The sequence below is a fragment of the Streptomyces sp. NPDC036984 genome, assembly GCF_055607665.1.
On the sequence record NZ_JBVJRL010000013.1, the window covers coordinates 16827 to 42001 of the forward strand.

At 72.5% G+C, this 25175-nt stretch carries 20 protein-coding genes and 3 pseudogenes; 12 read left to right on the forward strand and 11 right to left on the reverse strand.

Going from position 1 to position 25175, the window contains the following annotated elements; genetic code table 11:
- Positions 1–93 precede the first annotated feature (93 nt).
- Positions 94–1014, reverse strand: a complete 921-nt coding sequence (locus tag ACZ7DL_RS23100; RefSeq protein ID WP_470776556.1) for a pyridoxamine 5'-phosphate oxidase family protein — start codon at positions 1012–1014, stop codon at positions 94–96.
- A 157-nt stretch (positions 1015–1171) separates the two neighbouring features.
- On the opposite strand from ACZ7DL_RS23100, the pseudogene ACZ7DL_RS23105 reads away from it, so the two are divergent.
- Positions 1172–1444, forward strand: a pseudogene (locus ACZ7DL_RS23105) (hypothetical protein); the annotation flags it as partial.
- Positions 1445–1578: 134 nt separating this feature from the next.
- Positions 1579–3033, forward strand: a complete 1455-nt coding sequence (locus ACZ7DL_RS23110; RefSeq protein WP_470776907.1) for a bifunctional aminoglycoside phosphotransferase/ATP-binding protein — start codon at positions 1579–1581, stop codon at positions 3031–3033.
- A gap of 237 nt (positions 3034–3270) precedes the next feature.
- Here the strand turns inward: ACZ7DL_RS23110 and ACZ7DL_RS23115 are convergent, their stop codons facing one another.
- Positions 3271–3483, reverse strand: coding sequence for a hypothetical protein (locus ACZ7DL_RS23115; protein ID WP_470776558.1), 213 nt, complete (start codon positions 3481–3483; stop codon positions 3271–3273).
- A 512-nt stretch (positions 3484–3995) separates the two neighbouring features.
- Between ACZ7DL_RS23115 and ACZ7DL_RS23120 the strand changes: the two genes are divergently transcribed.
- The 5 genes and pseudogenes from ACZ7DL_RS23120 (at position 3996) to ACZ7DL_RS23140 (ending at position 9451) form a co-directional block, all read left to right on the forward strand.
- The gene (locus tag ACZ7DL_RS23120) at positions 3996–4439 is read left to right on the forward strand and encodes a universal stress protein (protein ID WP_470776560.1); all 444 of its coding nucleotides are present in this window, start codon (positions 3996–3998) and stop codon (positions 4437–4439) included.
- A 301-nt stretch (positions 4440–4740) separates the two neighbouring features.
- Entirely contained in the window at positions 4741–7122 is a 2382-nt protein-coding gene (locus ACZ7DL_RS23125) for a phosphoketolase family protein (protein ID WP_470776562.1), read from the forward strand.
- A gap of 235 nt (positions 7123–7357) precedes the next feature.
- Positions 7358–7498, forward strand: a pseudogene (locus tag ACZ7DL_RS23130) (universal stress protein); the annotation flags it as partial.
- A gap of 25 nt (positions 7499–7523) precedes the next feature.
- Positions 7524–8432, forward strand: a complete 909-nt coding sequence (locus tag ACZ7DL_RS23135; RefSeq protein ID WP_470776564.1) for a universal stress protein — start codon at positions 7524–7526, stop codon at positions 8430–8432.
- Between the two features lie 149 nt (positions 8433–8581).
- Positions 8582–9451, forward strand: coding sequence for an NAD(P)H-binding protein (locus ACZ7DL_RS23140; protein WP_470776566.1), 870 nt, complete (start codon positions 8582–8584; stop codon positions 9449–9451).
- Positions 9452–9470: 19 nt separating this feature from the next.
- Here the strand turns inward: ACZ7DL_RS23140 and ACZ7DL_RS23145 are convergent, their stop codons facing one another.
- Positions 9471–9929 carry a pyridoxamine 5'-phosphate oxidase family protein gene (locus ACZ7DL_RS23145; RefSeq protein WP_470776568.1) on the reverse strand — a complete coding sequence of 153 codons (459 nt, stop codon included), beginning with the start codon at positions 9927–9929 and terminating at the stop codon, positions 9471–9473.
- A gap of 424 nt (positions 9930–10353) precedes the next feature.
- Here ACZ7DL_RS23145 and ACZ7DL_RS23150 point away from each other — a divergent pair, with 424 nt between their 5' ends.
- Positions 10354–10644, forward strand: coding sequence for an SHOCT domain-containing protein (locus ACZ7DL_RS23150; RefSeq protein ID WP_470776569.1), 291 nt, complete (start codon positions 10354–10356; stop codon positions 10642–10644).
- A 15-nt stretch (positions 10645–10659) separates the two neighbouring features.
- Positions 10660–11157, forward strand: a complete 498-nt coding sequence (locus ACZ7DL_RS23155; RefSeq protein WP_470776571.1) for a CBS domain-containing protein — start codon at positions 10660–10662, stop codon at positions 11155–11157.
- 105 nt (positions 11158–11262) lie between these two features.
- Here ACZ7DL_RS23155 and ACZ7DL_RS23160 read toward each other — a convergent pair whose 3' ends face one another.
- Positions 11263–12156 carry a S1 family peptidase gene (locus ACZ7DL_RS23160; protein WP_470776573.1) on the reverse strand — a complete coding sequence of 298 codons (894 nt, stop codon included), beginning with the start codon at positions 12154–12156 and terminating at the stop codon, positions 11263–11265.
- Between the two features lie 191 nt (positions 12157–12347).
- Complete coding sequence (locus tag ACZ7DL_RS23165; RefSeq protein WP_470776574.1) at positions 12348–13274, reverse strand: DUF2867 domain-containing protein; 927 nt, start codon at positions 13272–13274, stop codon at positions 12348–12350.
- Between the two features lie 53 nt (positions 13275–13327).
- Between ACZ7DL_RS23165 and ACZ7DL_RS23170 the strand changes: the two genes are divergently transcribed.
- On the forward strand, positions 13328–13933 hold the full coding sequence (locus ACZ7DL_RS23170; protein ID WP_470776908.1) for a TetR/AcrR family transcriptional regulator: 606 nt from the start codon (positions 13328–13330) through the stop codon (positions 13931–13933).
- A gap of 300 nt (positions 13934–14233) precedes the next feature.
- Here the strand turns inward: ACZ7DL_RS23170 and ACZ7DL_RS23175 are convergent.
- Positions 14234–15994 (reverse strand): annotated as a pseudogene (locus ACZ7DL_RS23175) (hypothetical protein); the annotation flags it as partial.
- Positions 15995–16207: 213 nt separating this feature from the next.
- On the opposite strand from ACZ7DL_RS23175, the gene ACZ7DL_RS23180 reads away from it, so the two are divergent.
- Positions 16208–18274, forward strand: a complete 2067-nt coding sequence (locus tag ACZ7DL_RS23180; protein ID WP_470776576.1) for a SpoIIE family protein phosphatase — start codon at positions 16208–16210, stop codon at positions 18272–18274.
- Positions 18275–18473: 199 nt separating this feature from the next.
- On the opposite strand, the gene ACZ7DL_RS23185 is transcribed toward ACZ7DL_RS23180, so the two are convergent.
- The gene (locus tag ACZ7DL_RS23185; protein WP_470776577.1) at positions 18474–20846 is read right to left on the reverse strand and encodes a SpoIIE family protein phosphatase; all 2373 of its coding nucleotides are present in this window, start codon (positions 20844–20846) and stop codon (positions 18474–18476) included.
- 90 nt (positions 20847–20936) lie between these two features.
- Positions 20937–21536 carry a TetR/AcrR family transcriptional regulator gene (locus ACZ7DL_RS23190; RefSeq protein ID WP_470776578.1) on the reverse strand — a complete coding sequence of 200 codons (600 nt, stop codon included), beginning with the start codon at positions 21534–21536 and terminating at the stop codon, positions 20937–20939.
- Between the two features lie 98 nt (positions 21537–21634).
- Between ACZ7DL_RS23190 and ACZ7DL_RS23195 the strand changes: the two genes are divergently transcribed.
- Positions 21635–22426 carry an SDR family NAD(P)-dependent oxidoreductase gene (locus ACZ7DL_RS23195; RefSeq protein WP_470776580.1) on the forward strand — a complete coding sequence of 264 codons (792 nt, stop codon included), beginning with the start codon at positions 21635–21637 and terminating at the stop codon, positions 22424–22426.
- 31 nt (positions 22427–22457) lie between these two features.
- Here the strand turns inward: ACZ7DL_RS23195 and ACZ7DL_RS23200 are convergent, their stop codons facing one another.
- From ACZ7DL_RS23200 to ACZ7DL_RS23210, 3 genes are all read right to left on the reverse strand, one after another.
- The gene (locus tag ACZ7DL_RS23200) at positions 22458–23438 is read right to left on the reverse strand and encodes a polyprenyl synthetase family protein (RefSeq protein ID WP_470776582.1); all 981 of its coding nucleotides are present in this window, start codon (positions 23436–23438) and stop codon (positions 22458–22460) included.
- Between the two features lie 146 nt (positions 23439–23584).
- The gene (locus ACZ7DL_RS23205; RefSeq protein WP_470776584.1) at positions 23585–24826 is read right to left on the reverse strand and encodes a cytochrome P450 family protein; all 1242 of its coding nucleotides are present in this window, start codon (positions 24824–24826) and stop codon (positions 23585–23587) included.
- Positions 24823–25175, reverse strand: a 353-nt coding sequence (locus ACZ7DL_RS23210; protein ID WP_470776586.1) for an amidohydrolase family protein, incomplete at its 5' end; no start/stop codon positions are given. The genes ACZ7DL_RS23205 and ACZ7DL_RS23210, both read right to left, overlap by 4 nt.

A 25175-nucleotide genomic window follows, 5' to 3' on the forward strand; every position in this document is an offset into this window, starting at 1 on the left:
GGGGGCATGGCCCGTCCACTCCCTCATCGGCCGCCCGGGCGGCATCCCGGGCGGCCGATGACGCAGGCTCGCGAGCGAGCGCACCGCGGCCGGCTACTGGCCGGCCGGAGTGATCCGTCGGCCCGTCAGGCTCGTGGGCCGGATCGACACCCACATCTCGCGCTCGCCGCCCGCCCACGGCATCGTGTGTGCGCGCTGGGTGAGCCTGCGAACGGCCTCCGGGTCCGTCACCACGTGCGCCGGACCGACGGCGAGCACGCTCCAGCCCTGGCTCAGGGCCTCGTCCACCTGGTCGACCTCGAAGGCGACCTCCGAGTCCGCTGCCGCCGCCGGCACGGAGTCGGGCGCGGTCCGGAAGACGATGGCGTCCTCGACGACCTCGTAGTTGACCGGGACGACCGCCGGGCGGCCGTCGGACGACGACACCGCGACGCGGCCCACGCCGTGCGTGGAGAGAAGGGCGCGGCACTCGTCCGGGCTGAGGTCCCGTAGCCGGGGGTGCAGCAACGCATGCCCCTGACCGGGCGGGAGATCGACGCCGCCGCCACGCAGTGCGGCGACCGTGGTGCCCAGGGCGTCCGCCAGCCGGATGAGAGTCGCCATGGTCGGGTCGGCGGGCCTTTCCTCCAGGTAGGCCAGGTAATCGGGCGACATCCGGGCCCGGCCGGCCGTTTCCTCCCGGCTCAGCCCGCGCTTTCGGCGTTCGGCGGCCACGCGTCGGCCGATGTCGCCGGGATCGTCTGCCGCGGTCGACCGGGGCGCCGTGGGGACGGCGGCCACCTCGTGCGGGTCCGGCACCGTCTGGGGCGCGGCCGTGGGCTCCTCGTGTTCAAGGTGGTGGATATGGGCGTCGGGCCCGGGGAAGACGAGCGTCACCTCGTCCGTGTCCGACCAGCGCACGTCGTAGGGGGGTGTGCCGTCCTCGTGGTGAAGTCCGACGATCTCGCCGTCGCGCTTGGCGGCGCCGGTCGCCGGGCTTTCGATGACGAGTTGGTCGCCGAGGTGAGCTCGCATGATCGCCGCCCTCTCCGCAGAATGGTGCTGTATCCAACCTGCCACGCGGGCCGCACCGCCGCACGGGGCGGCGGCCCTGTGTCCGCGAGAGTGCGCCCGGGAGGCGACCACAGCCTGGGAGCGGGACAAAGCCGATGGGTCCCGGGCCGAGGAACCGATGTCCGCCCCCGCGGTGTGCGTGCGGCGTCCACATGCGCCGCGGCGAGGACCGGGGGATCCTCGAAGGGGGAGACTCACAGCGCCCGGCGCCCGGTCGGGCAGGCGACGTCCGGACCCACCGCACAGTCCGCCGCGCGCACCGTCCGTCCCTCCAGCTTCGTACGAGACGGAGGCCGCCGCGATGCAACCAGCCGTCACCGTGGGCCTCGACGGCTCGCCCGAGAGCCGGGCCGCCGCACGTCGGGCCGCCGACGAGGCCGCACGGGCGCGGCCCCGTCCCCGTCGTTCCTCATGACCGAGCCCCCCCTCCGCGAGCCGCGCGCCGACACGTCCGCTCTGCGCCGGGACGCCGGGCACCCCGGCGAGCCCGTGCCGCGCGCCGGGGTGTGCGAGACCCACACCGCGATGCTGTTCCTGGTCGGTGACCGGGTCTACAAGGTGAAGAAACCGGTCGATCTCGGATTCCTGGACTACACCACGGTCGCTGCGCGCCGGGCCGCGTGCGAGCGCGAGACTACCCTCAACCGCCGGTTCGCCCCCGACGTCTACCTGGGCCTGGGCGAATTCCGCAGCCCCGATGCAAAGACACCCGAACCGGTCGTGGTGATGCGCCGCATGCCGGAGGAGCGCCGCCTCTCGCACCTGGTCCGGGCGGGGGCCGCCGTGGACGACGTCCTGCGAACCGTCTCCCGGCACCTGTCCGCGTGGCATGCGGCCGCACCCCGTGGCCGCGACGTGGACGAACAGGGCACGCGGGATGCGTTGTCGGCACGTTGGGAAGCGAGCTTCGAGCAGCTTCACGCGCTGGCCGCGGAGGGCGTCGTACCCGACAGCCTGACGGAGATCGAGCAACTGGTGCGCCGCTACCTGGCCGGTCGCGAGCGGCTGTTCGACGCCCGTATCGAGCAGGGACGGGTGGTCGACGGCCACGGCGACCTGCTCGCCGAGGACGTCTTCTGTCTCGACGACGGTCCGCGGGTCCTGGACTGCCTGGAGTTCGACGACCATCTCCGCTATGTCGACGGCCTGGACGACGCCGCCTTCCTCGCCATGGACCTGGAACAGCTCGGCGCCCCGGAGGCGGCGGCGTACTTCCTCGCCCGGTACGGCGAGTACTCCGGGGATCCCGCGCCGCCTTCCCTGTGGCACCACTACGTCGCCTACCGCGCCTTCGTTCGAGCCAAGGTCTCGGTGATCCAGGCCCGCCAGGGAGCGCCCGGCGCGGAGGCGGCGGCACGACGGCTTGCTTCCATGGCGCTGCGCCACCTGCGGACCTCCGCCGTCGGCCTCGTCCTCGTCGGGGGACTGCCGGGCAGCGGGAAGTCCACGCTCTCCGGAGCGCTGGCCGACCGGCTGGGGGTCACCCTGCTCAGCAGCGACCGCATCCGTAAGGAGCTGGCAGGCATCCCGGCGGAGCAGTCCGCCGCGGCCTGCTACGGCGAGGGGCTGTACACACCCGAGTGGACGACCAGGACGTACGCCGCCCTGCTCGACCGCGCGGCCCTGCTGCTCTCCTCCGGCGAATCGGTCGTCCTCGACGCCACCTGGTCCGATGCCGCACAGCGGGAAGCCGCTGTGCGTGCGGCCGATCGCACCAGCGCCGACCTGGTCGCGCTGCACTGCCATGCGCCGGGCGACGTGTCGGCGGCCCGGCTGAGCGGGCGCGCCCCCGGCGCATCCGACGCCGGCCCGGAGATCGCCGCCGCCATGGCCGCCAGGGAACCACCGTGGCCCGAAGCCGTCCCGGTCGACACCAGCGGCGCGTTGGAGTCCGCCGTCGCTCACGCGCTGGCGGCCGTACGCCCGTGGGGCTCCGGTCAGGCCCCGGTCTTCCGCCGCCCGTACATGGAGCCGGACTGATGCGGGTGACCGTGTCGCCCAGGGGCACTACGCCCCGCTGGTCACCCACACCCTCTCTCCGGACCGCATGGAGGACGCCCACGAGGTGTTCCCGCACGGCACCCGGACAGGCGCCCTGAAAAGTCGTACCGCACCGCGAGTGACCAGGAACCCCGTCGCAGCGTGATCGGTCGCGGGCAGTCCTCCTCGTCGATACGGGCCCCGTCCGCTCGGCCGGCAGCGCGACCATGCGCGCGCTCAGCCGAACAGGCTTCGGACCCGGATGGTTTCGACCTGCCGCCATGTGCCGTCGGGCAGCAGCAGGCGGTCGCCGTTCGCGCTGCGCGCACGCAGACGGACGGAGCCGGGGGTCGGGTGCGCGGACCGCCGGCGCGCCGTACCGGCCGACGGCGACGGGGCACCGCGGCGGAAGCGCTCGGCCTGCGGATCGGCTCGGGTGGGTTGCCTCATCGGCCCTCCGATCAGGGTTCGTCGCTGCTCTTGACAAGGTCGGACCGGCTCCGGGCGGTCGAGCCCGCCCGCTGTCGAGACCGCCGTCGGTGACCGACACCAGCATCGGTCCCCGGGTACCCCGCCCAGCGGGGCCGAACGGCGCTCATCAGGACCGTGCGGCCCATACCGGGCGGGCCCGCGAGGCGGGACGGTGAGAGCGCGTGGGCCGGGGCGACCGGGAAGGCAGCCGTACGGGCGTCGCGCCGGTGCGGGCATGGCCTCACCGGAGGCCACCGCGACCGTGTGGCTCGACGCCCGCGGCGCCGTCGCCGCATGGCCCGGTGGAACCGCGTGTGTGAGCGCGTGGGGCCCGGCTGGGTGACGCGCCACGGGCGCTGACGGCACCGTCGCCCCTGTCGTCCGTCATGCCGCCGGATGCTCATCTGTGGCGGTGTGGCGCCGGGTCCCGCAGCGTGGAGAACAGCGGTGGACCGGCCCGTGGGCACAGACACCGAGGAGAGGTGGGACGCATGGACAGGGATGCCTCCGAGCGCCGGGTGGTGGTCGGCGTCGACGGGTCGCAGTCCTCGTACGAGGCCCTGCGCTGGGCCGTGCGCTACGCAGGCCTGGTCGGCGGCACCGTGGACGTGGTCGCGGTGTGGGAGCTGCCGGGCCTGTACGGCTGGTCGGCGCCCGCCGTGGACATGGACGTCGACGAGGACGAGACCCGGCAGAAGCTGAACCAGGAGCTGACCGAGGTGCTCGGCGCGGACGATGCCGGCTCGGTCCGGACCCGGGTGGTGCACGGCAACCCTCCGGATGTTCTGCTGCGGGCCGCCGAAGGAGCCGAGGTCCTGGTCGTCGGCAGCCGGGGCAGGGGCGGGTTCGCGCGCGCCCTGCTCGGCTCCGTCAGCCAGCACGTGTCACAGCATGCGAGCTGCCCTGTCGTGATCGTGCGCTCCCGGAACCCGTGACCCGGGACCCGTGACCCCGAAGCAGTGGTCTGAGGTACGGCACTGGTGCCGGGCCTGCAAAGCCGCGTGCCTCTGCTGCTCGTCCGCCTCGTACGGCACGAGCAGGCAGACGGCCCGTCCCGAGAAAAGGACCTCAGGGCCCCTCCGCAGGGGCTGTTCGGCCCCAGCGCCGAGGGGCCGGGCGCGGTGCACTGGAGGGGCCGGCGACGCGACGACGCAGTGTGCCCGATGGCTGTCGTGCCGGGCTTCTCCGACCACGCACGCAGAACGGCTGACGAAGGACAACAGAACCGAGGTGCTCATGTCCCGTGCCGTCCACCAGGACCCCACCGCGCTCACCGACGACGAACTCCGCACGCTGGACGCGCACTGGCGCGCCGCCAACTACCTGGCCGCGGGACAGATCTACCTCATGGCCAACCCGCTCCTGACCGAGCCGCTGCGGCCGGAGCACATCAAGCCGCGGCTGCTCGGTCACTGGGGGACCTCGCCGGGACTCACCCTCGTGTACACCCACCTGAACCGCGTGATCAAGGCGCGCGGACTCGACGCGATGTGCGTGTGGGGCCCGGGCCACGGGGGTCCGGCCGTCCTCGCGGGCTCCTGGCTGGAAGGCAGTTACAGCGAGACCTACCCCGATGTGCCACGGGACGCGACGGGCATGGCCCGGCTGTTCGGGCAGTTCTCCTTCCCCGGCGGCGTGCCCAGTCACGTCGCCCCCGAGACTCCGGGCTCGATCCACGAGGGCGGGGAACTCGGCTACTCCCTGGCACACGCCTACGGCGCCGCGTTCGACAACCCGGACCTGCTGGTCGCGTGTGTGATCGGCGACGGCGAGGCGGAGACCGGACCGCTGGCCGCCTCCTGGCACTCGAACAAGTTCCTCGACCCGGTGCACGACGGTGCCGTGTTGCCGATCCTGCACCTCAACGGCTACAAGATCGCCAACCCGACCGTGCTCTCCCGGCTTCCCGAGTCCGAGCTGGACGAGCTGCTGCGGGGATACGGGCACGAACCGCTGCACGTCGCCGGTGACGACCCTGTCGCGGTGCATCGGGCCCTGGCCGCGGCCTTCGACGACGCACTGGAGCGCATCACGCTGGCGCAGCGCACAGCGCGCCAGGAGGGGGTGGCCGAGCGGGTGCGCTGGCCGGTCATCGTGCTGCGCACGCCGAAGGGCTGGACGGGGCCCGCCGAGGTCGACGGTGTACCGGTCGAGGGCACCTGGCGCGCGCACCAGGTGCCACTCGCCGCCGTTCGTGAGAATCCGGTGCACCTGCGGCAGTTGGAACAGTGGCTGCGCTCGTACCGGCCCGAGGAACTGTTCGACCCCGACGGACGGCCCGTCGCCGACGTCCTGGCCTGCGTCCCCGAGGGGACCGCCCGGCTCGGCTCGACCCCCCATGCCAACGGCGGCCTGCTCCTGCGGGCACTGCCCGTCCCCGCCCTCGACGGCATCGCCGTACCCGTCGACAAGCCGGGCACCACCCTGCACGAACCCACCCGGGTCCTCGGTGACCTCCTCGCCCAGATCATGCGGAACACCGAGGCGCGCCGGGACTTCCGGCTCGTCGGACCGGACGAGACCGCCTCCAACCGGCTCCAGGCCGTCTTCGACGCCAGCGGCAAGGCCTGGCAGGCGGGGCTGCTTCCGGTCGACGAACACCTGGACCGGCACGGTCGCGTGATGGAGATCCTCTCCGAACACCTCTGCCAGGGCTGGCTGGAGGGCTACCTGCTGACCGGCCGGCACGGGCTGTTCTCCTGCTACGAGGCGTTCGTGCACATCGTCGACTCGATGGTCAACCAGCACATCAAGTGGCTGAAGACCTCGCGCCGGCTGGCGTGGCGTGCCCCCGTCGCCTCTCTCACCTACCTGCTGACCTCGCACGTGTGGCGCCAGGACCACAACGGCTTCTCCCACCAGGATCCGGGCTTCGTCGACCACGTCCTCAACAAGAGTCCGGAGGTGGTGCGGGTCTACCTCCCGCCGGACGCCAACACCCTTCTCTCCGTCGCTGATCACGTCCTGCGCAGCCGGGACTACGTCAACGTGATCGTCGCGGGCAAACAGCCCTGCTTCGACTGGCTCTCGCTGGACCAGGCGCGCGAGCACTGCGCGCGCGGAGCCGGGATCTGGGAGTGGGCCGGCACCGAGAACGGGGCGGAACCCGACGTGGTGCTCGCCTGCGCCGGCGATGTGCCGACCCAGGAGGTGCTGGCCGCCGCGCAGTTGCTGCGCCGGAACCTGCCCAGCCTGGCGGTGCGGATGGTCAACGTGGTCGACATGACGCGGTTGCTGCCGCGCGAGGAACACCCGCACGGCATGACCGACTTCGAGTACGACGGCCTGTTCACCACCGACAAGCCGGTGATCTTCGCCTACCACGGCTACCCGTGGCTCATCCACCGTCTCGCCTACCGCCGCACCGGACACGGCAACCTGCATGTGCGGGGGTACAAGGAGTCGGGCACCACGACCACCCCGTTCGACATGGTCGTACGCAACGACCTCGACCGGTACCGGCTCGTCATGGACGTCATCGACCGCGTGCCCGGCCTCGCGGTGCGCGCCGCCGCCGTACGCCAGGCGATGGCCGACGCCCGCATCCGCCACCAGGCCTGGATCCGCGAACACGGCACCGACCTGCCCGAAGTCGCCGAGTGGAGCTGGCACAGCTGAGTGACACGGGCCGGTCCACAGCCGAGTGACACGGCCGGTCCACGGAGCAGCGCACACGACCGCGACAAGCATGGGCGGGCCAGGGGCCGGCCGGTCCCCGGCGAGGCGTCCGGGTTCGCCTCGCGGAGGGTCCGTCGGCCCCCGATGGGGCCGGGCGGCCCCATCGGGGGCCGTGTGGCCCCTGAGCCCGCCGACGGTGCGGCGCCACACTGGTGCCGGAAACCTCGTCCCGTTCGTCGACGGTGCCCGTGACGCCTCCCTGGTGGTCGTCGGCCGGCGCATCCGCCCCCGTTCGTTCGGTGCCCGCATCGGCCATGTCACGCACTCCGCCCTGCACCACATCGCCGCCCCCGTCGCGGTCGTCCCACACGGCTGAGCAGCCACCCCGAGAAGATGAAGCCATGAGTGCATCGGACGCACCCGCCCGCGGGGAGTCCCCGGGTCTCCCGCTGGTCGTCGGTGTCGACGGCTCCGAGCCGAGCCTGCGGGCCGTGGACTGGGCCGCCGACGAGGCGGCCCTGCGCGGGGCGTCGCTCCGGCTGGTGCACGCCTCGCTCTGGGAGCGCTACGAGGGCGCTTCCGTGCCCCCTGGCCTCGGCGAGCCGTCCGAGGAGGTGATGGCCGAGGACATCATCGCGACCGCGGAGCGGCGTGCCCGCCGACGGCAGGCGGGCGTGAGGATCACCACCGAGGTGCTGCCCGAGGAACCGGAGTACGGTCTGGTGCGGGAAAGCCGCAGCGCCCTGGCGATGGTGCTGGGCTGCCGAGGCCGTAGCGGCGTGACCGAGGCACTCCTCGGCTCGCTCGGTCCCGCCGTGGCAGGACACGCCCACTGTCCGGTGATCGTGCTGCGCGGAAGCCACGACAACCAGGCGCGCTCCGGGGTGCGCGGTCGTGTCGTCCTCGGAGTCGGTGACGAGCCGGCGGGGTCGGCCGCTGGACGGTTCGCGATCGAGGAGGCAGTGCTGCGAGGGGTCCCGCTGGAGGCCGTACGGGCCTGGCGACGGCCCCTGCACCAGCCCCGTGCGCATCCCCTGCTGGCCGGCGAACCCGCCCACGTGCAGGAGCAACAGGCGGCGGAGATGGTGGAGGAGGCGTTGCGGGACGCCCCGACCGGCCTGTCGGCGCAACGGCGTACGGTCGAGGGCTACGCACGCGACGCCCTGCTGGCGGTGTCCCGTGAGGCCGACCTGCTCGTCGTCGGCGCCCGGCGCCGCCACGGCCCTCTCGGGCTCTCCCTGGGCCGTGTCGCCCATGGCGTGCTTCACCACGCGGCCTGCCCGGTGGCGGTCGTGCCTGAGCCCGTCTGAGCCACGCACAGGCGGTGTCCACCGCACCGCGGACGTCCGCGGTGCGTCAAAGGGGACATGCGGCAGAGGGACATGCGTCAAAAGAGGACATGAGGCGTCCGGATTGGGTCCTAGCGTCGTGCGGGAAACCTCCGAAAGGACACCTGGCCATGCGTATCGCCGTCACCACGCCCACCGGGAACGTCGGGCGCCACGTCGTCGCCATGCTCCTGCGCGCCGGAATCCGTCCGCGGGTACTGGTGCGCGATCCCGGCCGGCTCCATCCCGACGTCCGCCGCGAGGTCGATGCGGTGGCAGTGGACCAGCGCGACGCGGACGCGGTCGTCGCCGCGACCACCGGGGTCGACGCCCTGTTCTGGGTGGATCCCCCGACGACGGGTGACGATCCGCTCGGCGACTACGAGGTGGCCACGGCGAGCGTCGTACGCGCCGTCACGTCGAACGGCATCGAGCGGACGGTCTTCCAGAGCAGCGTCGGTGCCGAGAAGCGGCACGGGGCCGGCGAGATCGACGGCCTCGCCGGCACCGAAATCGCCCTCGACGCCCTCGGCGCCACGGTCACGCACCTGCGCTGCGGCTACTTCTTCAGCAACCTGGAGCTCCAGCTCGATGCCGTACGGACCGGCGTCATTCCCGTGATCCTGCCCTTGGACCAGCCCCTTCCCTGGGTCGCGCCGCGCGACATCGCGGAGGTCGCCGTGACACGGCTGCTGTCGACCGGCTGGTCCGGACGCTGTGTGCAGGCCGTGCACGGTCCGGCCGACCTCACCTGGCCGCAGGCCGCCGACATCGTGTCCGCCGCCACCGGCCACCCGCTGCGCGTCGAGCGGGTCGGCGACGACGCGATGCGGAACCTCCTGCGCGCATCCGGAATGACCGACGGCCTGGTCGAAGCGGTCATCGGGATGTCGACGGGGCTGCGCGACGGCTTCGTCCCGGAACAGCCGCGTACCCCGCACACCACCACGCCCACCACGCTGGCGGCCTGGGCCTACGACGTGCTCCGCCCCCGGCTGTGACCGCAGGGCGGCCGTCGGTTCAGCCGGGTGTCGTCGCGGTGTCGCCCGATCCCGTCAGGCGGACGCCTGCGACCAGCTCGGGGCGGATGCGCACCGCCTGGTCCATGCCCTCCACGGGTGCCCAGGGGTGCAGCAACTCCCGGATGCGGGCCAGCTCGGCCGGGTCGGTCACGAGGCGCGCATAACCTGTGACGACCACGCTCCAGCCGAGATGGGTGTCAGGGTCGATGGCGTCGGCCTCGTAGGCGACGACCACGTCCGTGCCACCGGCCTGCCCGGCATGAGAGGTCAGGGCCGCGCCCTCGTGGGTGCGGATGACGATGTCCCCGCGGTCCAGGATGTGGTTGACCGGGCGGACCGTGGGCAGGGCCTGCCGGGTGAAGACGATCCTTCCCAGCGACACGCTGCCCAGCAACCGCAGTGCCTCGGCGGGGTCGAGGTCGGTGTGCCGGCGCGCCGGGTCGTGGTGACGGGTCATGGCCTGCTTCTTCGGATGAGTAACGGCCCGCCCACCGGGTCCGATCGGTTCGTGGACGCCGGACTGCGATGCGGGCGGGGCGACACCACGGAGGACCGGTGCCACTCCCGACCTCACGGTCCTCCATGGCGAACCTGCTCTCCAGTGCCGATCGGGCCTGATCGAGGGGCCGGACGTCCTCGCACCTCGTCGACCACCCGGCCGGCCCCCGCCTGACGGCGAGGGGCGCCACGCGGACACGCCCCGGCGACCCGGACGCCGGAGCGTCGCCGTGCACGGTGCGTTGTCACTCTCGCCCGGCCGTCGGCGCAGCCTGCCATGAGGGCCCATCGGCCCTTCGCGTTGGCCTCATCGGCTCATGACGCGCTCCGCAACCCGCGCCACCGTAAGGAGCGGAAGCCTCTGGAGGAGATGAGTCACCGTGATGATCTGGTACGACCACGACGTCGGCGGCTGGGGCTGGTTCGCCATGTCCCTCGGCATGATCCTCTTTTGGGCCCTGATCGTCGCCCTGGGCGTCCTTCTGTACCGCGCCTTGGCGAGGCCGCCGGGAGGGAGCGGCGATCGTGCCGAAGCCCGGCCGCTCGGGCCCGCTCCCCAGCAGCTTCTCGCCGAACGCTTTGCCCGGGGTGAGATGGACGAGGACGAGTACCGCCACCGCTTGTCCGCCCTAGGAGAGAACGTCGGTGACGGTCCCGGACTCGGCCGGCGCTGAGCGGAAGGAGGCACGGTGGACGAAAGACTCTCCGTCGGTGCCCTGATGAACGAGGCGCCGTACTCCATCGGCGAGGACGAGACGCTGCTGATGGCCTGGGAGGTGATCGAGCGGTCCGGGCAGCGTCATCTGCCGGTGGTCCGCCAGGACGGGCGCTGCGCCGGTGTGCTGGAGCGAGCCGAAATCGCCGTCGCCTGCGCGGACCCCGCGGTGACCCTGTCCCGCCGCAGTGTGCGTGACCTCGTGCACGGGCGCCGCACGGTCACGGTCCATCCCGAGGAGTCCACGCTCCGCGCGGCGGCCGTGATGACGGAGGAACGCGTGGACGCGCTACCGGTCACCGACGCGCAGGGACGACTGACCGGCCTGGTCACGGCGCAGGACTACGTGGCCGCTGCCGCCGGCCTGCACCGGCGGGCAAGGCCGGCGCAGGAGGCCCCACAGCGATGTGCCTCGCTGCCCGCGCTGCCACCTCGCCGGAGGGAGACGGAACCCGGCATTCCTATTCCATAGCGGCTTCGCTCGGCGGCGGCATCCGGCCGGCGCCCGGCGAGTGCAAGGTGCTGGGGGTGCCCTGTTCGCCCGAGAACCGGGGAGAACAGGGCACCCTTCAGCGGATCAACGGCCGAGCAGTCGCTTCACCTTCTTGCCCTTGACGGACTCGCCCAGCGTGTCCCACAGCTTCGCCGAGCCGGTGTACGTGTACACGCCCGGAGCCCCCTGGGCCGCGCAGCCGTCGCCGTACGACACGATGCCGATCTGGTAGACCCCGCGGCGACCCGGCAGCTTCCGGAACATCGGTCCGCCGCTGTCACCCTGGCAGGAGTCCTTGCCCTCGACGCCCGCGCAGACGTTGACCTTCTTGTCGTAGCTCGGGTACGACGCCTTGCACTCGATGTGCGACACGATCGGGACGTCCACCGCTCGCAGCCGGTCCGGGTAGTTCGGCACTTCGGTGTCGGTGTTGCCCCAGCCGATGACCGTGGCCTTGGCGCCCGGGCGGATGAGCGCGTCCGTGCCCGCGGTCGGCAGGTTGACCGGCGCCGTACCGGTGACGGGCTTGTCCAGCATCAGGAACGCGATGTCGTACGCCTCCTGGCCCCTGGCGTAGCGGGGGTGGACGACGATGTCGGTGACGTTGCGCAGGTGGCCCTGGTTCTTCTTGGACAGCACGGTGCGGCCGACGACCGTTTCCAGCTGCTTGGGCTGCGCACCGACGACGCAGTGCGCGGCCGTCATGACGACGTACGGGTCCAGCAGGCTGCCGCCGCAGAACTGCCGGTCCTGCGGCTTGCCCTGGCCCTTGGCCAGCAGCGCCGCCATGAACGGGTAGGAGCCGACGGGCTTCTCGGTGCCGCCGATGATGGGAGCGTCCGGGCGGCCGGGGTGCGTCGGTGTCGCCGCGTCGGCCATGCCGGTGGACGTACCGACGAGTCCGAACGCCGCGCCGGCGGCGATCGCGACGGAGGCGATCCGCCGGCTCGTGGTTCTGTGGGCGGTGGAAAGACGCATGGGGGGTGTCTCCAATCTCCGATGGGCCACCCCGACGGAGACGCCCGAGGCGCTCAACCGGGCCGAGCGACGCGCGACTTGCTCCGTCGGTGGTGGCATGCCGCCCTGTCAGACGGGATCTTGCCCAGGGAGGTTCCGGAAGGCGCTCGGCGGTGCACACAGGGGGCGCCCCGCTCGCCGATGCGTCGGTCTCAACCCCTTTGTGGTGCGGCGGGAACGGGTGCCGGTTGTGCCCGCTCGGCGGCGCCGGGAGCGGTCAGGGCGAGTCGCCGGTGGGTGCGGCGGAGCATGGTGCGGGCCATGAAGGGGTGGACGCGCTTGACCACGGCCCAGTACAGCCGGCCGCGCCCGTTGTGGATCCGTACGACCGTGCCGAGCGTGACCTGACCGCCGTCGACCATGATCGAGGCGCGGAAGTCCAGGTGGCCGGCATCCTCGCCGAGCAGTACCTCGCCGCCCTCGCGGCCCACCACCGGGAAGGAAGCGCCGCGCAGGACACCCTGCCAGGACTCGGGGTCCCGGGGCATCCCGGGACGCAACGTCATCCGCCAGGCGTCGGTGTAGTCGGACCGCTCGAAGGCGGCACGGGCCAGGCGCGCGCCCGTCGGGAGGTCGCCGGCGGCGGCCCTCTCCCATGTCAGCCGGTGGAGCAGCCGGACCCAGGGCGACCAGCGGACCGGGCTGGTCAGCGTCCCCGTGGTGGCCCGTTCGGCGTTGTCGAAGACCTCTTCGAGCACCGTGTCGTGCATCCAGCGCACCGCCAGAGCCCAGCCCAGCGCCATCGGGCCGCGGCGCTCCAGCTCCAGGGTGTGCCGCAGGCGGCAGCGCTCTTCCCCCAGCGGTTCGACGACGAACTCATGGTGGCCGCTCATGGGCGGGTTGAAGGCGAAGCGGACGCGGCGGCCGGGCTCGTACGCGGTGACGCGGTAGCGGACGAAGCCGTGGCCGCCGTCCGCGCCGACGCCCAGGGGCCGGTCGAAGCGCATCGGAGGCCAGGCCGGCGTGGGCCAGATCGGGTCGTGGGGTGAGGACAGGCGGTCGAGCAGGGCCCCGACGGCTCGGGCGGGGGCCTCGATGGTGCGCTCGTGGACGTTGCGGATCGTGCGGAACCTGCGCATAGCGCGCCTCCATACGCTGCCGTATGTTACGGACCATACGGTAGCGTATGGACATGGGGCAACGGCATGACGAGGTGGCTCGCCGGGGCGGCCGGAAGCGGCTGACGGCGCAGGACTGGGCGGACGCGGCCTTGTCGGCCATCGGTGAAGGCGGTCTGACGGCGGTCGCCGTCGAGCCGCTCGCCGCTCGTCTCGGCACCACCAAGGGCAGCTTCTACTGGCATTTCGCCAACCGTGAGGCGCTGATCGAGGCCGCGCTCGACCGCTGGGAGCAGAAGTCCACCGAGGCGATCATCGCCGGGCTGGCGTCCGAGCCGGATCCGGCGATGCGGCTGCGCAGGCTCTTCTCCGAGGCGTCCGCGCTCGCCGCCCACGACCCGCTGGAGGTCTCCCTGCCGGCCTCGGCCGGCCACCCGCGGGTCGCCGCCGTACTGCGCCGGGTGACGGAGCGTCGAGTCGACTACCTGGCGCAGCTCTTCGCGGAACTGGGCTTCCCCGCGGACGAGGCACGCCGCCGTGCACTGCTGGCGTACACCGGCTACCTCGGGCACACCCAACTCACGCACGCCGTACCGGAGACGCTGCCGGCCGGCGAGGACGGCAGGCGCTATCTGGACGCGGTACTCGCCACGCTGACGGCGGCCGCTCCGGAGTCGTAGGGCCGGAGGGGGGCGCGTCACGCGGTGCCTGGTCCGCCGGTGGTCGACGCGCACCTGGCCGACGCCCGATACGACGCGTGGCGGACGCGCCTTCCCCAAGCCGCCGTTGCCATGCCGACCGCTCAACTTGGCCCCGTTGACGGCGAGTCGGTGCCTGAATGGCGTCCCCGGCATGCGGACCCCGCTGCGGTCACCAGGCGGCGCGCCATCGATGTGCTGCGTGTCGCCGCCGCGCTCTGCAGCTGACACCTCACCGCTCGCCGCAGCCCCCCGCACGCCGACCGACCGCCATGGCGGTTTCCTGCGCAGGGCGTACACCATCGCGTCCGTCCACGCGCCGTCCTCGCCGGTGTCCCGGAGCACCCCGTTGCCTGCGAGGGCGCAGCAGCCGTGGCAGTAGAAGAGCCCCGGGCGTGCCGACTGCGCGGAGCGCCCGCAGAGGCGGTACGGCCCGCGCTCCGCCAGGTTAACGGGGGCCCCGAAGAGCGATTCCAGGGCGCGCCGGTAGTACGGGTTCTCCGCCGCGTCGTCGATGAGCGGCGGCAGCAGGCTCCCGGCCCGCGCGGCAGGCGCCCTGCCGCCGTCGGGCTGGGCGCCGAGCCAGCGGCGGTGGGGCTCCGGGACCAGCCGCTGCGCGGCCGTCGTCACCCGGCTGGACCGGCCGACCGGGCTGATCGCGGCCGGCGCGACCGCGGCGCGCAGGTTGTGCCGCTCCACCTCCTCGCGCGGCGCACCCCAGGTCACGAGCAGCGGCCGCACCCCGTGTCGGCGGAGCAGCACCGTCAACGGCTCGGCGAGCGGCGCGGCGTACACGGTGAGCGTGCCCGAGTCCGGGTCGAACCAGCCGGCTGCCGCGAGCCGGTTCCGCGGTACCCCCGGCTTCGAGAGCCGGATCGACCAGGCGCCCCGGCCCACGACGACCGTCGCGTCCGGGAAGCCGCCGAGGGCGGCCAGGTGCTCGGGTGCGTCCACGTCCACCCCGTGCGCGCGCAGCGCGTCGAGCGCCTCGGCGCGCACCCGCTCGTCGACGAGGGTGAGCGGACCGTTCGGCTGGTGGTACTGCCCGACCTCCACGCCGGACTCGTCCAGGACGAGGATCCGGGTGTGCTGGTGGACGGCCCGGGTGACGGCACGCAGGTGGCGGAAACCGGGGGTCGAGTTCCGGTATGTCTCCCAGGCCCGCAGGAGCGGCCGCGCCTCGGCGTCCCGTCGCTGCCGTGCGCGGTCACGCTCGGTCTCCCGGCCCCAGGTCCCGCCGGCGGCGCGATGAGCCAGGCCGGCTCGCAGCCGGACGGCGAGCCGCTCGGCGAGCGCGCGCCGCAGGGCCTGCTCGACACCGGTCCGGGTCGGCTCCGCCCCCGTGGACGGTTCCGCCTCCGTGGTCCTCGCCTCCGTGGACGGCTCCGCCTCCGTGGACGGTTCCGCCGCCTGCTGACGATCGGCCAGACAGGCGTCCACGAGCGCGCCCACGGCCTGACGCTCGGGCAGCAGTACCCGTACGGAACCGATCGCGTACCCGAAAACCTTCTGCTCCGCCCACGACACCAGTTCGTCGCGGCTGGGCTCCCAGCCCGCGTCGGTCTCGTCCTCGCCGCCCTCGCCGCCCTCGCCGTCCTCGTCGTCGTGGAAACGGCTGTCGCTCTCCAGGTCGTAGAGCTCTATCCAGCCGTGACAGCCGACGGGCGTCCCGGTCTCCTCGGTGAGCCTGCGGATGCTCTCGCTCGTGACGTGCAGCGCGCTGCTGTGGAGATAGCCCATGTGCCGGTCGAGAACGGACCCCTCCCGGCCGGGCGGGGCGGCGACCGAGACGGCACGCGTGTCGTGGTCGTTGTCGGGCCGGGGGACGAGACTCACGCGTACCGGGATGACCGCATCGCACCTGGCCTTGCGCGGCGCCGGCCGGACGCCCTCTTTCCGCAGCCGCCCGAGCACGAACGCGCGCAGGGCGGGGACGGAGTCGTCGAAGACGGCGAACCCCGTGGCGAAGTCCTGCGCCGGATCACCCGGGATCATGAGCAGACCCGCATCGGAGACGTACTGGATCGTGTCTCGGCTCGACATGCGCGGATTATGTCAAGGGCATATCCATCGATGCTGGTCAGGGCCGGGCGATGGGGTCAGGGGCCGGGGCGCACCGGGGAATGGCGGCCTGTGGTGGCCGCCGACACGTCGGTCCAGGCGTGCGCTGCCTCGGTCCGGGCCCGACCATGGATGAAGGCGGAACGCCCGCCGTATGGCGCGAGCCGAGGCGCCGAGCGGGAGGGAAAATGAGGCATGGGCACGGAATCCCCCCGAACGGGCGACGGCCGGTCAGAGCCGGGCCCTGCCGCGCCGCCCAGTGGCCTGCTTGATCTCCTCAGCGTCGCTGCGGTGGTGGTGAACGCGGAAGGCCAGGTGGTCTTCTGGAGCCCGAAGGCCGAGGAGCTGTTCGGCTACAGCGCAGCGGAGGCGCTGGGCCAGTACGCGGCTCGGCTGACGGTCCACGAGGAGCACCAGGAAAAGGTGATCAAGCTGTTCGCCGAGGTCTTGGAGTCCGGCACCGACTGGGCCGGGGCCTTCCCGATCCGGCACAAGGACGGCAGCACCCGCCTGGTGGAGTTCCGCAACATGCGGCTGCTGGACGACCTAGGTGACGTCTACGCCCTGGGCCTCGCCGCGGACCAGGCCACTGTGGAGCGGGTCGAGCGCGATGCCGCCCTGGCCATGCGTCTGGTGTCCCAGTCCCCGGTCGGGCTGGCCATTCTGGACCCGGACCTGCGCTACCTGGCCGTCAATCCCGCTCTGGAACGCATCACCGGTCAGTCCGCCGCCGAGCGTCTCGGCCGCCCGGTCGGCGAGATTCTCACCTACCTGGACACGGACCCCGAGGCACGTCTGCGCCGTGTCCTGGAGACGGGGGAGTCGGTCGTGGACCGGGACATCATCTGTCGTCCCCCCAACGACCCGGACCACGAGCATGCCTGGTCCGTCTCGTACTACCGGCTGGAGGATTCCGCCGGCAGGGTGCTGGGCCTCGCCTACTCCGTCATCGACGTCACCGAGCGTCATCGAGCAGCCGCGGAGGCGACCCGGGCCCGGCAACGGCTGGCGCTCATCGCCGAGGCCTCCGCCTGTGTGGGCACCACCCTCGACCTGGAGACGACGGCGCGCGAGCTGGCCGACGTCGTCGTACCGGTCCTGGCCGACGTGGCCGCCGTGGACGTACTCGACAGCGCCCTCGACGGTCGGACCGCGCCGGACGAGGGCCCGGCCCGCTTCCGCGCCCTCGCCGTCACCGCGGCCCACTCCACCGAGGCGGCCCGCGCGGCCGACCCGCCGGGGGAACTCGCCACCTACGACTCCGACCGCCTGATCACCCAGTGTGTGCGCACCCGCCGACCGGTCGTGGTACCCCACACCACTCGCCGGGATCTGGAGCGCATCGCCCGCCATGGCACGGCCGCATCCCTCCTCGAACTCGCGGGCGTGCACTCCTACCTCGCCGTGCCGCTCATGGCCCGCGGCGAAGTCCTGGGCGCCCTCGACCTCACCCGCACCCGGAACCCCACGCCCTTCGATGACGACGACGTGTTCCTCGCCGCCGAGCTGGCCGCCCGCGCCGCGGTCTGCATCGACAACGCCCGCGGGTACCAGGCACAGCGCCGTGCGGCCCTCACCCTCCAGCGCAGCCTGCTTCCCGAACTCCCCTCACACCTGCCGGGTCTGAAGGTCGCGTGCCGCTACCAGCCCGCCGGTGCCACGAGCGAGATCGGCGGCGACTGGTACGACGCCATACCGCTCCAGGGGGACAAAACCGCCTTGGTCGTCGGGGACGTCATGGGCAGCGGCCTCAACGCCGCCGCCACCATGGGACAACTCCGCAGCGCCGCCCGCGCCTTCGCCGAACTCGACCTCGCCCCCGCCGAGGCCCTGCACCACCTCGATCACCTGACAGAAGGTGTCGAGCAGACCATCACCACCTGCATCTACTGCGTCTACGACCCTCACCGGGGCCAGTGCGAGATCTGTCTCGCCGGTCACCTGCCCCCGGCCCTGATGCGGGCCGGACACGCGGCCCAACTGCTCGACCTTCCTCCCGGCGCACCGCTGGGCGTCGGCGGGGTGCCGTTCGAGGCCACCACCATCGCCTTCCGCCCCGGCGACGAACTGGCCCTCTACACCGACGGCTTGGTCGAAACCCGAAGCGAACCCATCGACGCCCGCCTGAACAGCCTCCTCGACGCCCTCACCGCGACACGAGGCCACGAACTGGAGGACACCTGCGACCGCGTCCTGGCCACTCTGCGGTCCCCGGGCGGCGATGACGACGTCGCACTGCTCATCGCCCGAGCCCAGCCCTGAACAAAGGAGTCCAACGCGAACCACCGACGCCTCGCCGCTGTGGCACTCGTCCTATCGGCCGCTGCCGGCTGCTGGTCTTCACGCACCGGCCCACGACCGGTGGGAAGCCGCCGGCGTCGACCCGGAAGGCCGACTCCTGGACCACAAGGGGCTGGGACCGGGCCGCCGTCGCAAGGGCGGGTGACGTCCGAAACAGCGCCTACGGGATGGCCAGTTCGGCCCAGATGGTCTTTCCGGACGCGGTGTACCGCGTGCCCCAGCGCTGGGACACCTGGGCGACGAGGAACAGGCCGCGGCCTCCCTCGTCGTCCCGGCGCGCTCGCCGCAGGTGAGGTGCGGTGTGCGCGTTGTCGGAGACCTCGCACAGCAGGGAGCGGTCCCGGATCAGCCTCAGCATGACGGGCCCGGTGGCGTACCGGATGCCGTTGGTGACCAGCTCGCTCACCACGAGTGCGGCGGTGAACGCCAGTTCGGACAGGTCCCAGGCCGCCAGCTGGCGCTCGGTGAGCGTGCGGGCGCGAGCCACCATCGCCGGGTCGGGCGACAGCTCCAGGTCCGCCACGTGGTCGGCGTCGAGCCGCCGGGTGCGGACCAGCAGCAGCGTGGCATCGTCCGCCTGCGGACCGGGTGGCAGGGTCGACAGCGCCCGGTCGCACAGCTCCTCCACCGGGCATCGCTGCCAGGTGAGCACGTGGGCCAGCCGGTCGATACCGCTGTCGATGTCGGTACGCCGGTCCTCCACCACACCGTCGGTGAAGAACGCCACCACGCTGCCGTTGGACAGGCTCAGCTCGACATTCTCGTAGGGCAGGCCACCGAGCCCCAGGGGCGGCCCCGGCGCCAGCGCGGACAGGGCCACCGAGCCGTTCGCGTCGGCCACGAGCGGCGGGGGATGCCCCGCGCTCGCCCACACGCACCGGCCGCTGACCGGGTCGTAGATCGCGTACAGGCAGGTCACCCCGAGCACCTCGTCGCTCAGCCCGCCGTCCGTCCGGGACTCCGAGTCCTGCGCGACCAGGTCGTCCAGCCGGGTGAGCAGCTCGGCCGGATCCAGGTCCAGCAGGGCCAGCGTCCGTACGGTGGCGCGCAACCGGCCCATGGTCGCGGCCGCGTGCACGCCGTGGCCCACCACGTCACCGACGGTCAGGCCCACTCTGGCACCGGACAGCGGGATCACGTCGAACCAGTCGCCGCCCACGCCCACACGACTGTCGGCAGGCAGGTAGCGGTACGCCACGTCGACCGCGCTCTGCTCGGGCAGGTGCTGGGGCAGCAGGCTGCGCTGGAGGACCAGGGCCGCCGCATGCTGACTGGTGTAGCGGCGGGCGTTGTCGATGCCGACGGCGGCCCGCTCGGCCAGTTCCACGGCGAGCGTCTGCTCCTCGGCGCCGAAGGGATCGGGGTTGCTGCTGCGCCGGAAGGTGGCGAGGCCCAGGACCGCGTCGCGGGTGAGCAGCGGGACGAAGAGGCAGGAGTGCGAGACGGCCGATTCCGCCTCGCCCGCCGCCCCGGGCGGGGAGGCGTCGACGACGGGGCGGCTGGTGGCCAGGCTCAGCGCCTGCGGCGACGACGGCGGATAGGAGACGGGACTGGTCCGGAACTCCTCCGGGGTGCGGCCGTGCATCCGCAGCAGACTGTGCCCCGGCGCCGAGCCCGTCGGCGGCTGCCGGCCGTCGATGACCGCCGGCGGCAGGTCCACCAGCACCTCGTCGGCCAGCTGCGGCACCGCCACGTCGGCGAGCTCCGCGGCCGTACGACGCACGTCCAGCGAGGCGCCGATGCGCTTTCCCGCCCGCACCAGCAGCGACAGGCGTTCCTGCGCGCGGTAGCGGTCGGTGATGTCCAAGGACTCCTCGAACAGCCCCAGCGGTTCGCCTCGGGCGTCCAGCAGCCGGTGGTACGAGCAGGACCAGACGTGCTCACGCACCGGGTCGGCGGGGGCGCGCCCGCGATAGTGCATGCCGATGATCGGTTCCCCCGTCGTCAGTACGTGCTCCATCACCTGCTCTTCGTCCGGGGGATGGTGGCGGGAGATGAATTCGCCCTCGGGAAAGAGATCCGCGGCCGGCCGGCCGATGTACGGGGCGATCCCCGCGAGCTCCCGATCGGTGGAGACGTTCCCCCAGACGACGCGCCCGTCGGTATCGAAGATCGTCAGCCCCACGGGAGACTCGGTCGCCAGTCCGTCCAGCATCGCCAGCTGCGCCTCCCAGCCCCGTAGCTCCTCCAGGTCGGCCGCGACCACGACGGTCGCGGCGGCGCCCCGGTGCGCCAGCGGGCTGAACGTCACGGCCGCGCGCAGGGTACGTCCGTCTCGACAGCGCAGGTCCAGGACGGTGCTGCGCGGCGTCTGGGCCCTGCACAGGGCGGCCGGCCGCTGCCCCGGGGTCGCCGCGAGGAGCCGCTCGGCCGGCCGGCCGAGCACATCCTCGGGTGCATGCCCGAGGAGGCGCTGGGCCGAGAATCCCCACCCGGAAACGCGGCCTTCGTCGTCGAGCACCGCGGCGGCGGCCTTGGAGAGGTCCAAGGGACTGTGGAAATCGACGTTGGCCGCCTTCGGAAAACGATCCATGACACCGCTTCCCTTCGTGCCCCCTCAGCATCCCGTGCCGTACGACGGACGACAACCGCACGCGAGATCACGGGTGTCCGACGTTCCGCCTCAGGCCGGCAGGTCCTGCTCGGCCGGCTGGGAGGCAGCCCCGCGGGCGAGCAGCAGGAGGGCGTCGACCAGGTCGTCCGCGGGGCTTCCGGTGGCCAGCCGCCGCAGCTGGAGACCCATCACCACGGCGACCGTGGTGGCCGCCAGGCGCTCCGCGTCCGGGACGCCGAGGGCGGTGAGGATCCGGGCGGCGAGCCGGTCGTAGGCCCGGAACGCCTCCGCCGCCGCCTCCCGCAGCCGCTCGTCGCGCCCGGCGTGGAGGTACAGCTCGAAGGGGGCGAGATGGGCACTGTCCAGGGCCGTGCCGCACGCGACCTGACCGGCCAGCGACGCGGCGTCCTCCACGTCGATGCCCTCGGTCTGGCACTGGTCGGCCAGCTCGGTGAAGTGCCGGGCCTCCTCGCGCACGAAGTGCAGCAGACTCTCGCGCAACAGGTCGTGCTGGGTCTCGAAGTGGTACGTCACCGAGCCGAGAGACACCCCCGCCTCCCGGGCGATCCGCCGGTTGGTGACGGCAGCGACCCCGTCCTCGCCGATGATCCGGAGGACGGCGGCGATGATGCGCTGGCGCGTCGAGGCGGAGGGGGCGGCGTTCGGCATGCCATGCATTGTTCCATCCGTGGTCTCCGCCTCCGCCGGTGGACAGGAGGTGCCGCCCTCCCTATTGTTCGTTCGAACGAACAATAGGGAGGGCGGCCGTGCACATCACAGGGGCAACTGTTCTGCTCACCGGAGTCACGGGCGGCATCGGCGGTGCGATCGCCGAGGAGATGGCGGCACGCGGCGCGCACCTGATCCTCACCGGCCGGCGCAGGGAGGCGCTGGCACCGCTCGCCGACCGCTACGGCGCGCGGACGGTCCTCGCCGATCTCGCCGACGACGAGGACGTCCGGCGGCTCGCCGCCGAAGCCGCCGGTACGGACATCCTCGTCGCCAACGCGGCCCTGCCGTCCAGCGGCGACCTGCTCGACTACACGCCGGCCCAGATCGACCGGGCGCTCGCGGTGAACCTGCGCGCGCCCGCGATGCTCGCGCGGCTGCTCGCCCCCGGGATGGTGGCCCGCGGAGGCGGCCACATCTGCTTCGTCGGCTCCCTGTCGGGCATGGCCGCCACCAAGTCGTCGTCGCTGTACAACGCGACGAAGTTCGGGCTCCGCGGCTTCTCCCTGGCCTTCCGTCAGGATCTGCACGGCACCGGCGTCGGCGTCTCCATCGTCCAGCCCGGATTCGTACGGGACGTGGGGATGTTCGCCGACACCGGTACACCCACACCCGCCGGCGTCCGTACGGTCGCACCGCGGCAGGTCGTCAGAGGCGTGACGCGGGCGATCGAACGCAACGCCGCCGAGATCAACGTCGCCCCGCTCGAACTGCGGTTCCTGACCAGGATCGCGGCACAGTTCCCGGGGTTCGCCGAACGGGTGCAGCGGCGCGCGGGCGCCGAGAAGACCATGAGCGCGATCGTGGCGGCGCAGCGGGCGAGCCGCTGACCCCCCGATCGGGCGCGCGTGCTCAGGGGCGTCAGACGCGGGGCTCTCGAAGAAGCATGCGGGACGAGCGGTTGACCAGGTCCCGCAGAACGGGCAGGTACGTCTCGTGGCCGCCGAGTTCGTCGAGGACGCGGTGGGCCCGGTGGCGGAACCCGTCGATGTCCTTCTCGTAGCGGCACAGCACCCTGGGCGCGAGCAGTGTCCCGGTGAGGTCCGCACGGGCGCGCGCGGAGTTCCTCGCGGCAGCGTGCAGGGCCAGGACCCGTTCCGCCGAGTCGGGAGCCGCCTCCAGGGCGCAGGCGAGCAGGTAGGTCACGGTGCCGTTGCGCAGGTCCTCTTCGCGGCTGGAGAGGATGTCCTCCTGGTCGTTGAAGAGCTGCCACAGCACCCCGAAGACGTCGCCGAACTCGCGCCACAGCTCCACGCGCGGACGGCGCGCGCCCGCCAGTTCGGCGGCCATGGCGGTGATCATGCCGAACGGGGCGCCGGACTTGCCCCGGTAGACCGCGGCCACCGCCGCGGGGGTGGCGGCGGTCACCTCGCGCTGAAGGTCCCTCAGCTGTCCCTCGGTGGCCTGGACCCAGCACCTCACGATCTCGGCCGACAGCGTGCCGCGGAGCGCTTGGGGAACGCGCTCGGACTGAACGACGAGGAGCGGAAGGGGAGTTCCCGTGATGACGGTGGCGAGCAGCGCCGCGTTCTCGTCGGGTACTCCGGTCTGGTGGGCGCCCTGGGCGTCGGCCAGGTCGTCCAGGGCGCAGGCCGACGTCCACCACAGGTCATGGACGACGGCCAGGGGGAGCGCGGGTGCCAGGGCTCCCGTCTCGACGGCGTGGACGATCAGCGGCAGGACCGACAGCGGGTATGCGAAGGTACGGTTGTCCAGGAGTTCGGCGACGACCGCGCGGACCGCGGGCGCCGACGGACCGAGCAGGTCGAGCGTGGCGCCCCGCTCCGCCTCGATCTCGCCGGCCATCCGCCGGTGCAGTTCCTCGTACGTCACCGCCCTCACGCAAGCCCCCTACCATCACCGAGTGCGATCACGTAGTGATTCGAACACCCCCTCCGGTGAGGAGCCAGATCGAATTCCCGCCATGGCCGATACGCTCGGCGGTGCGTTCGGCCCGATCGAGCTCCGCGCCGGCCTGAGAGCCGTTGTCACCCGGTGGGATCGAGGACGACGGGCAGTTCCGCCAGGCCGCGGAAGGCCGGGAAGGGGATCTCCAGCCAGTGTGGGCCGCCGGCGGGGTCGGCCAGTGTCATCCGGGGGAACCGGTCGAACAGGCGGGTGAGCGCGAGCTGCGTCTCCAGGCGGGCCAGCGGGGCGCCCAGGCAGTAGTGGCTGCCGTGCCCGAACCCCAGGTGGGCGTCCTGCGCGTTCCCCGGCCGCGACACGTCCAGCTGGTCCGGCGCGTCGAACTTCTGCGGATCGCGGTTGGCGGAACTGAGCGCGATCTGGACCAGGGCGCCCTTGGGGATCAGCGTTCCGCTGTACTCCACGTCCTCGGTCGCGTAGCGGAACGTCGCGCTCTCCACGGAGCCGTCGTAACGCACCAGTTCCTCGACCGCCGCACGGATCAGCTCCGGGTCCTCCCGCACGGCGCGCAGCTGCGCGGGATGGGACAGCAGGTGGTGGACGGCGTTGCCGATGAGGTAGGCGGTCGTCTTGTGCCCGGCGAACATCAGCAGGAACGCCGTGGAGACCAGCTCGTTCTCGGTGAGCCCGCCGTCGTTGTCCCGGGCCGTGATGAGCGCGCTGAGCAGATCGTCACCCGGACGGGTGCGCTTGGCGGCGATGAGGTCGGTGAAGAACGCGTGCAGATCCTCCTCCGCCTTCTGCTGGGCCCGCTTGGCCTCTTCGCCGAAACCGGTCTGCGCCACCGTGGTCGACAGGTGCTGCATCCGCGACCGGTCCTCGGGCGGCACACCGAGCAGATCGCAGATCACGATGATCGGCAGCGGGAACGCGAACGCGGGCAGCAGGTCGAAACGCTCCCGTGCCGGGCAGTCGTCGAGCAGGTTCTCGACGATCTCCTCGATCCGCGGCCGCAGCGCCTGCACGCGCTTGGGGGTGAACGCGGAGTTGACCAGCCGGCGCAGCCGGGTGTGCTTGGGTGCGTCGGAGTTGAGCATGTTGTCGTCCAGCGCGATGGACGAGTCACCGAAGATCCTCCGGTACGCGTCCATGGCCCCGTACATGTCCTTGCTCAGCCGCGGATCCGACAGCGCGGCCCGCGCGTCCTCGTAGCGGGTGATCAGGTAGGTCTCGTTGCCGTGCGGCGGTCTCATGGGGCAGACCGGCGCCTCTGCGCGGAGCCGGGCGTAGACCGCGTGCGGATCGCGCCGGAACTCAGGGGTGCACCGCTCGGCTGCGGTGACGGCCTCTTGCGTGGTGGTCACGGACGACTCCTGAGGTCGAAGAGAGCCTCGGCGTTGCCGCCGAGGATGCGCTGCTGGGCCGCCTTGTCGACCGGCAGCTTCTCGATCATGTGGACGAAGTCCTCCAGCGGCGCGGCCATCGGCGGTGAGTCGGTGCCGAACAGCATCCGTTCGGGCCCCAGCACCTCCGCGTTCAGGCTCAGGTGCGCCGGACTGAACGGGCTCGTGTCGACGTACATGCGCCGGAGCGCCGCGGCCGGGTCGGCCGCCGGCTCCAGGGCCGCCGGCGGCTTGGCGTCCGGCCGCCCGGCCGGGGTGGCCGGCCCGGGCCGGCCGGAGGGGGGTGGGGCCCCGCAACCACCGCCGGGGG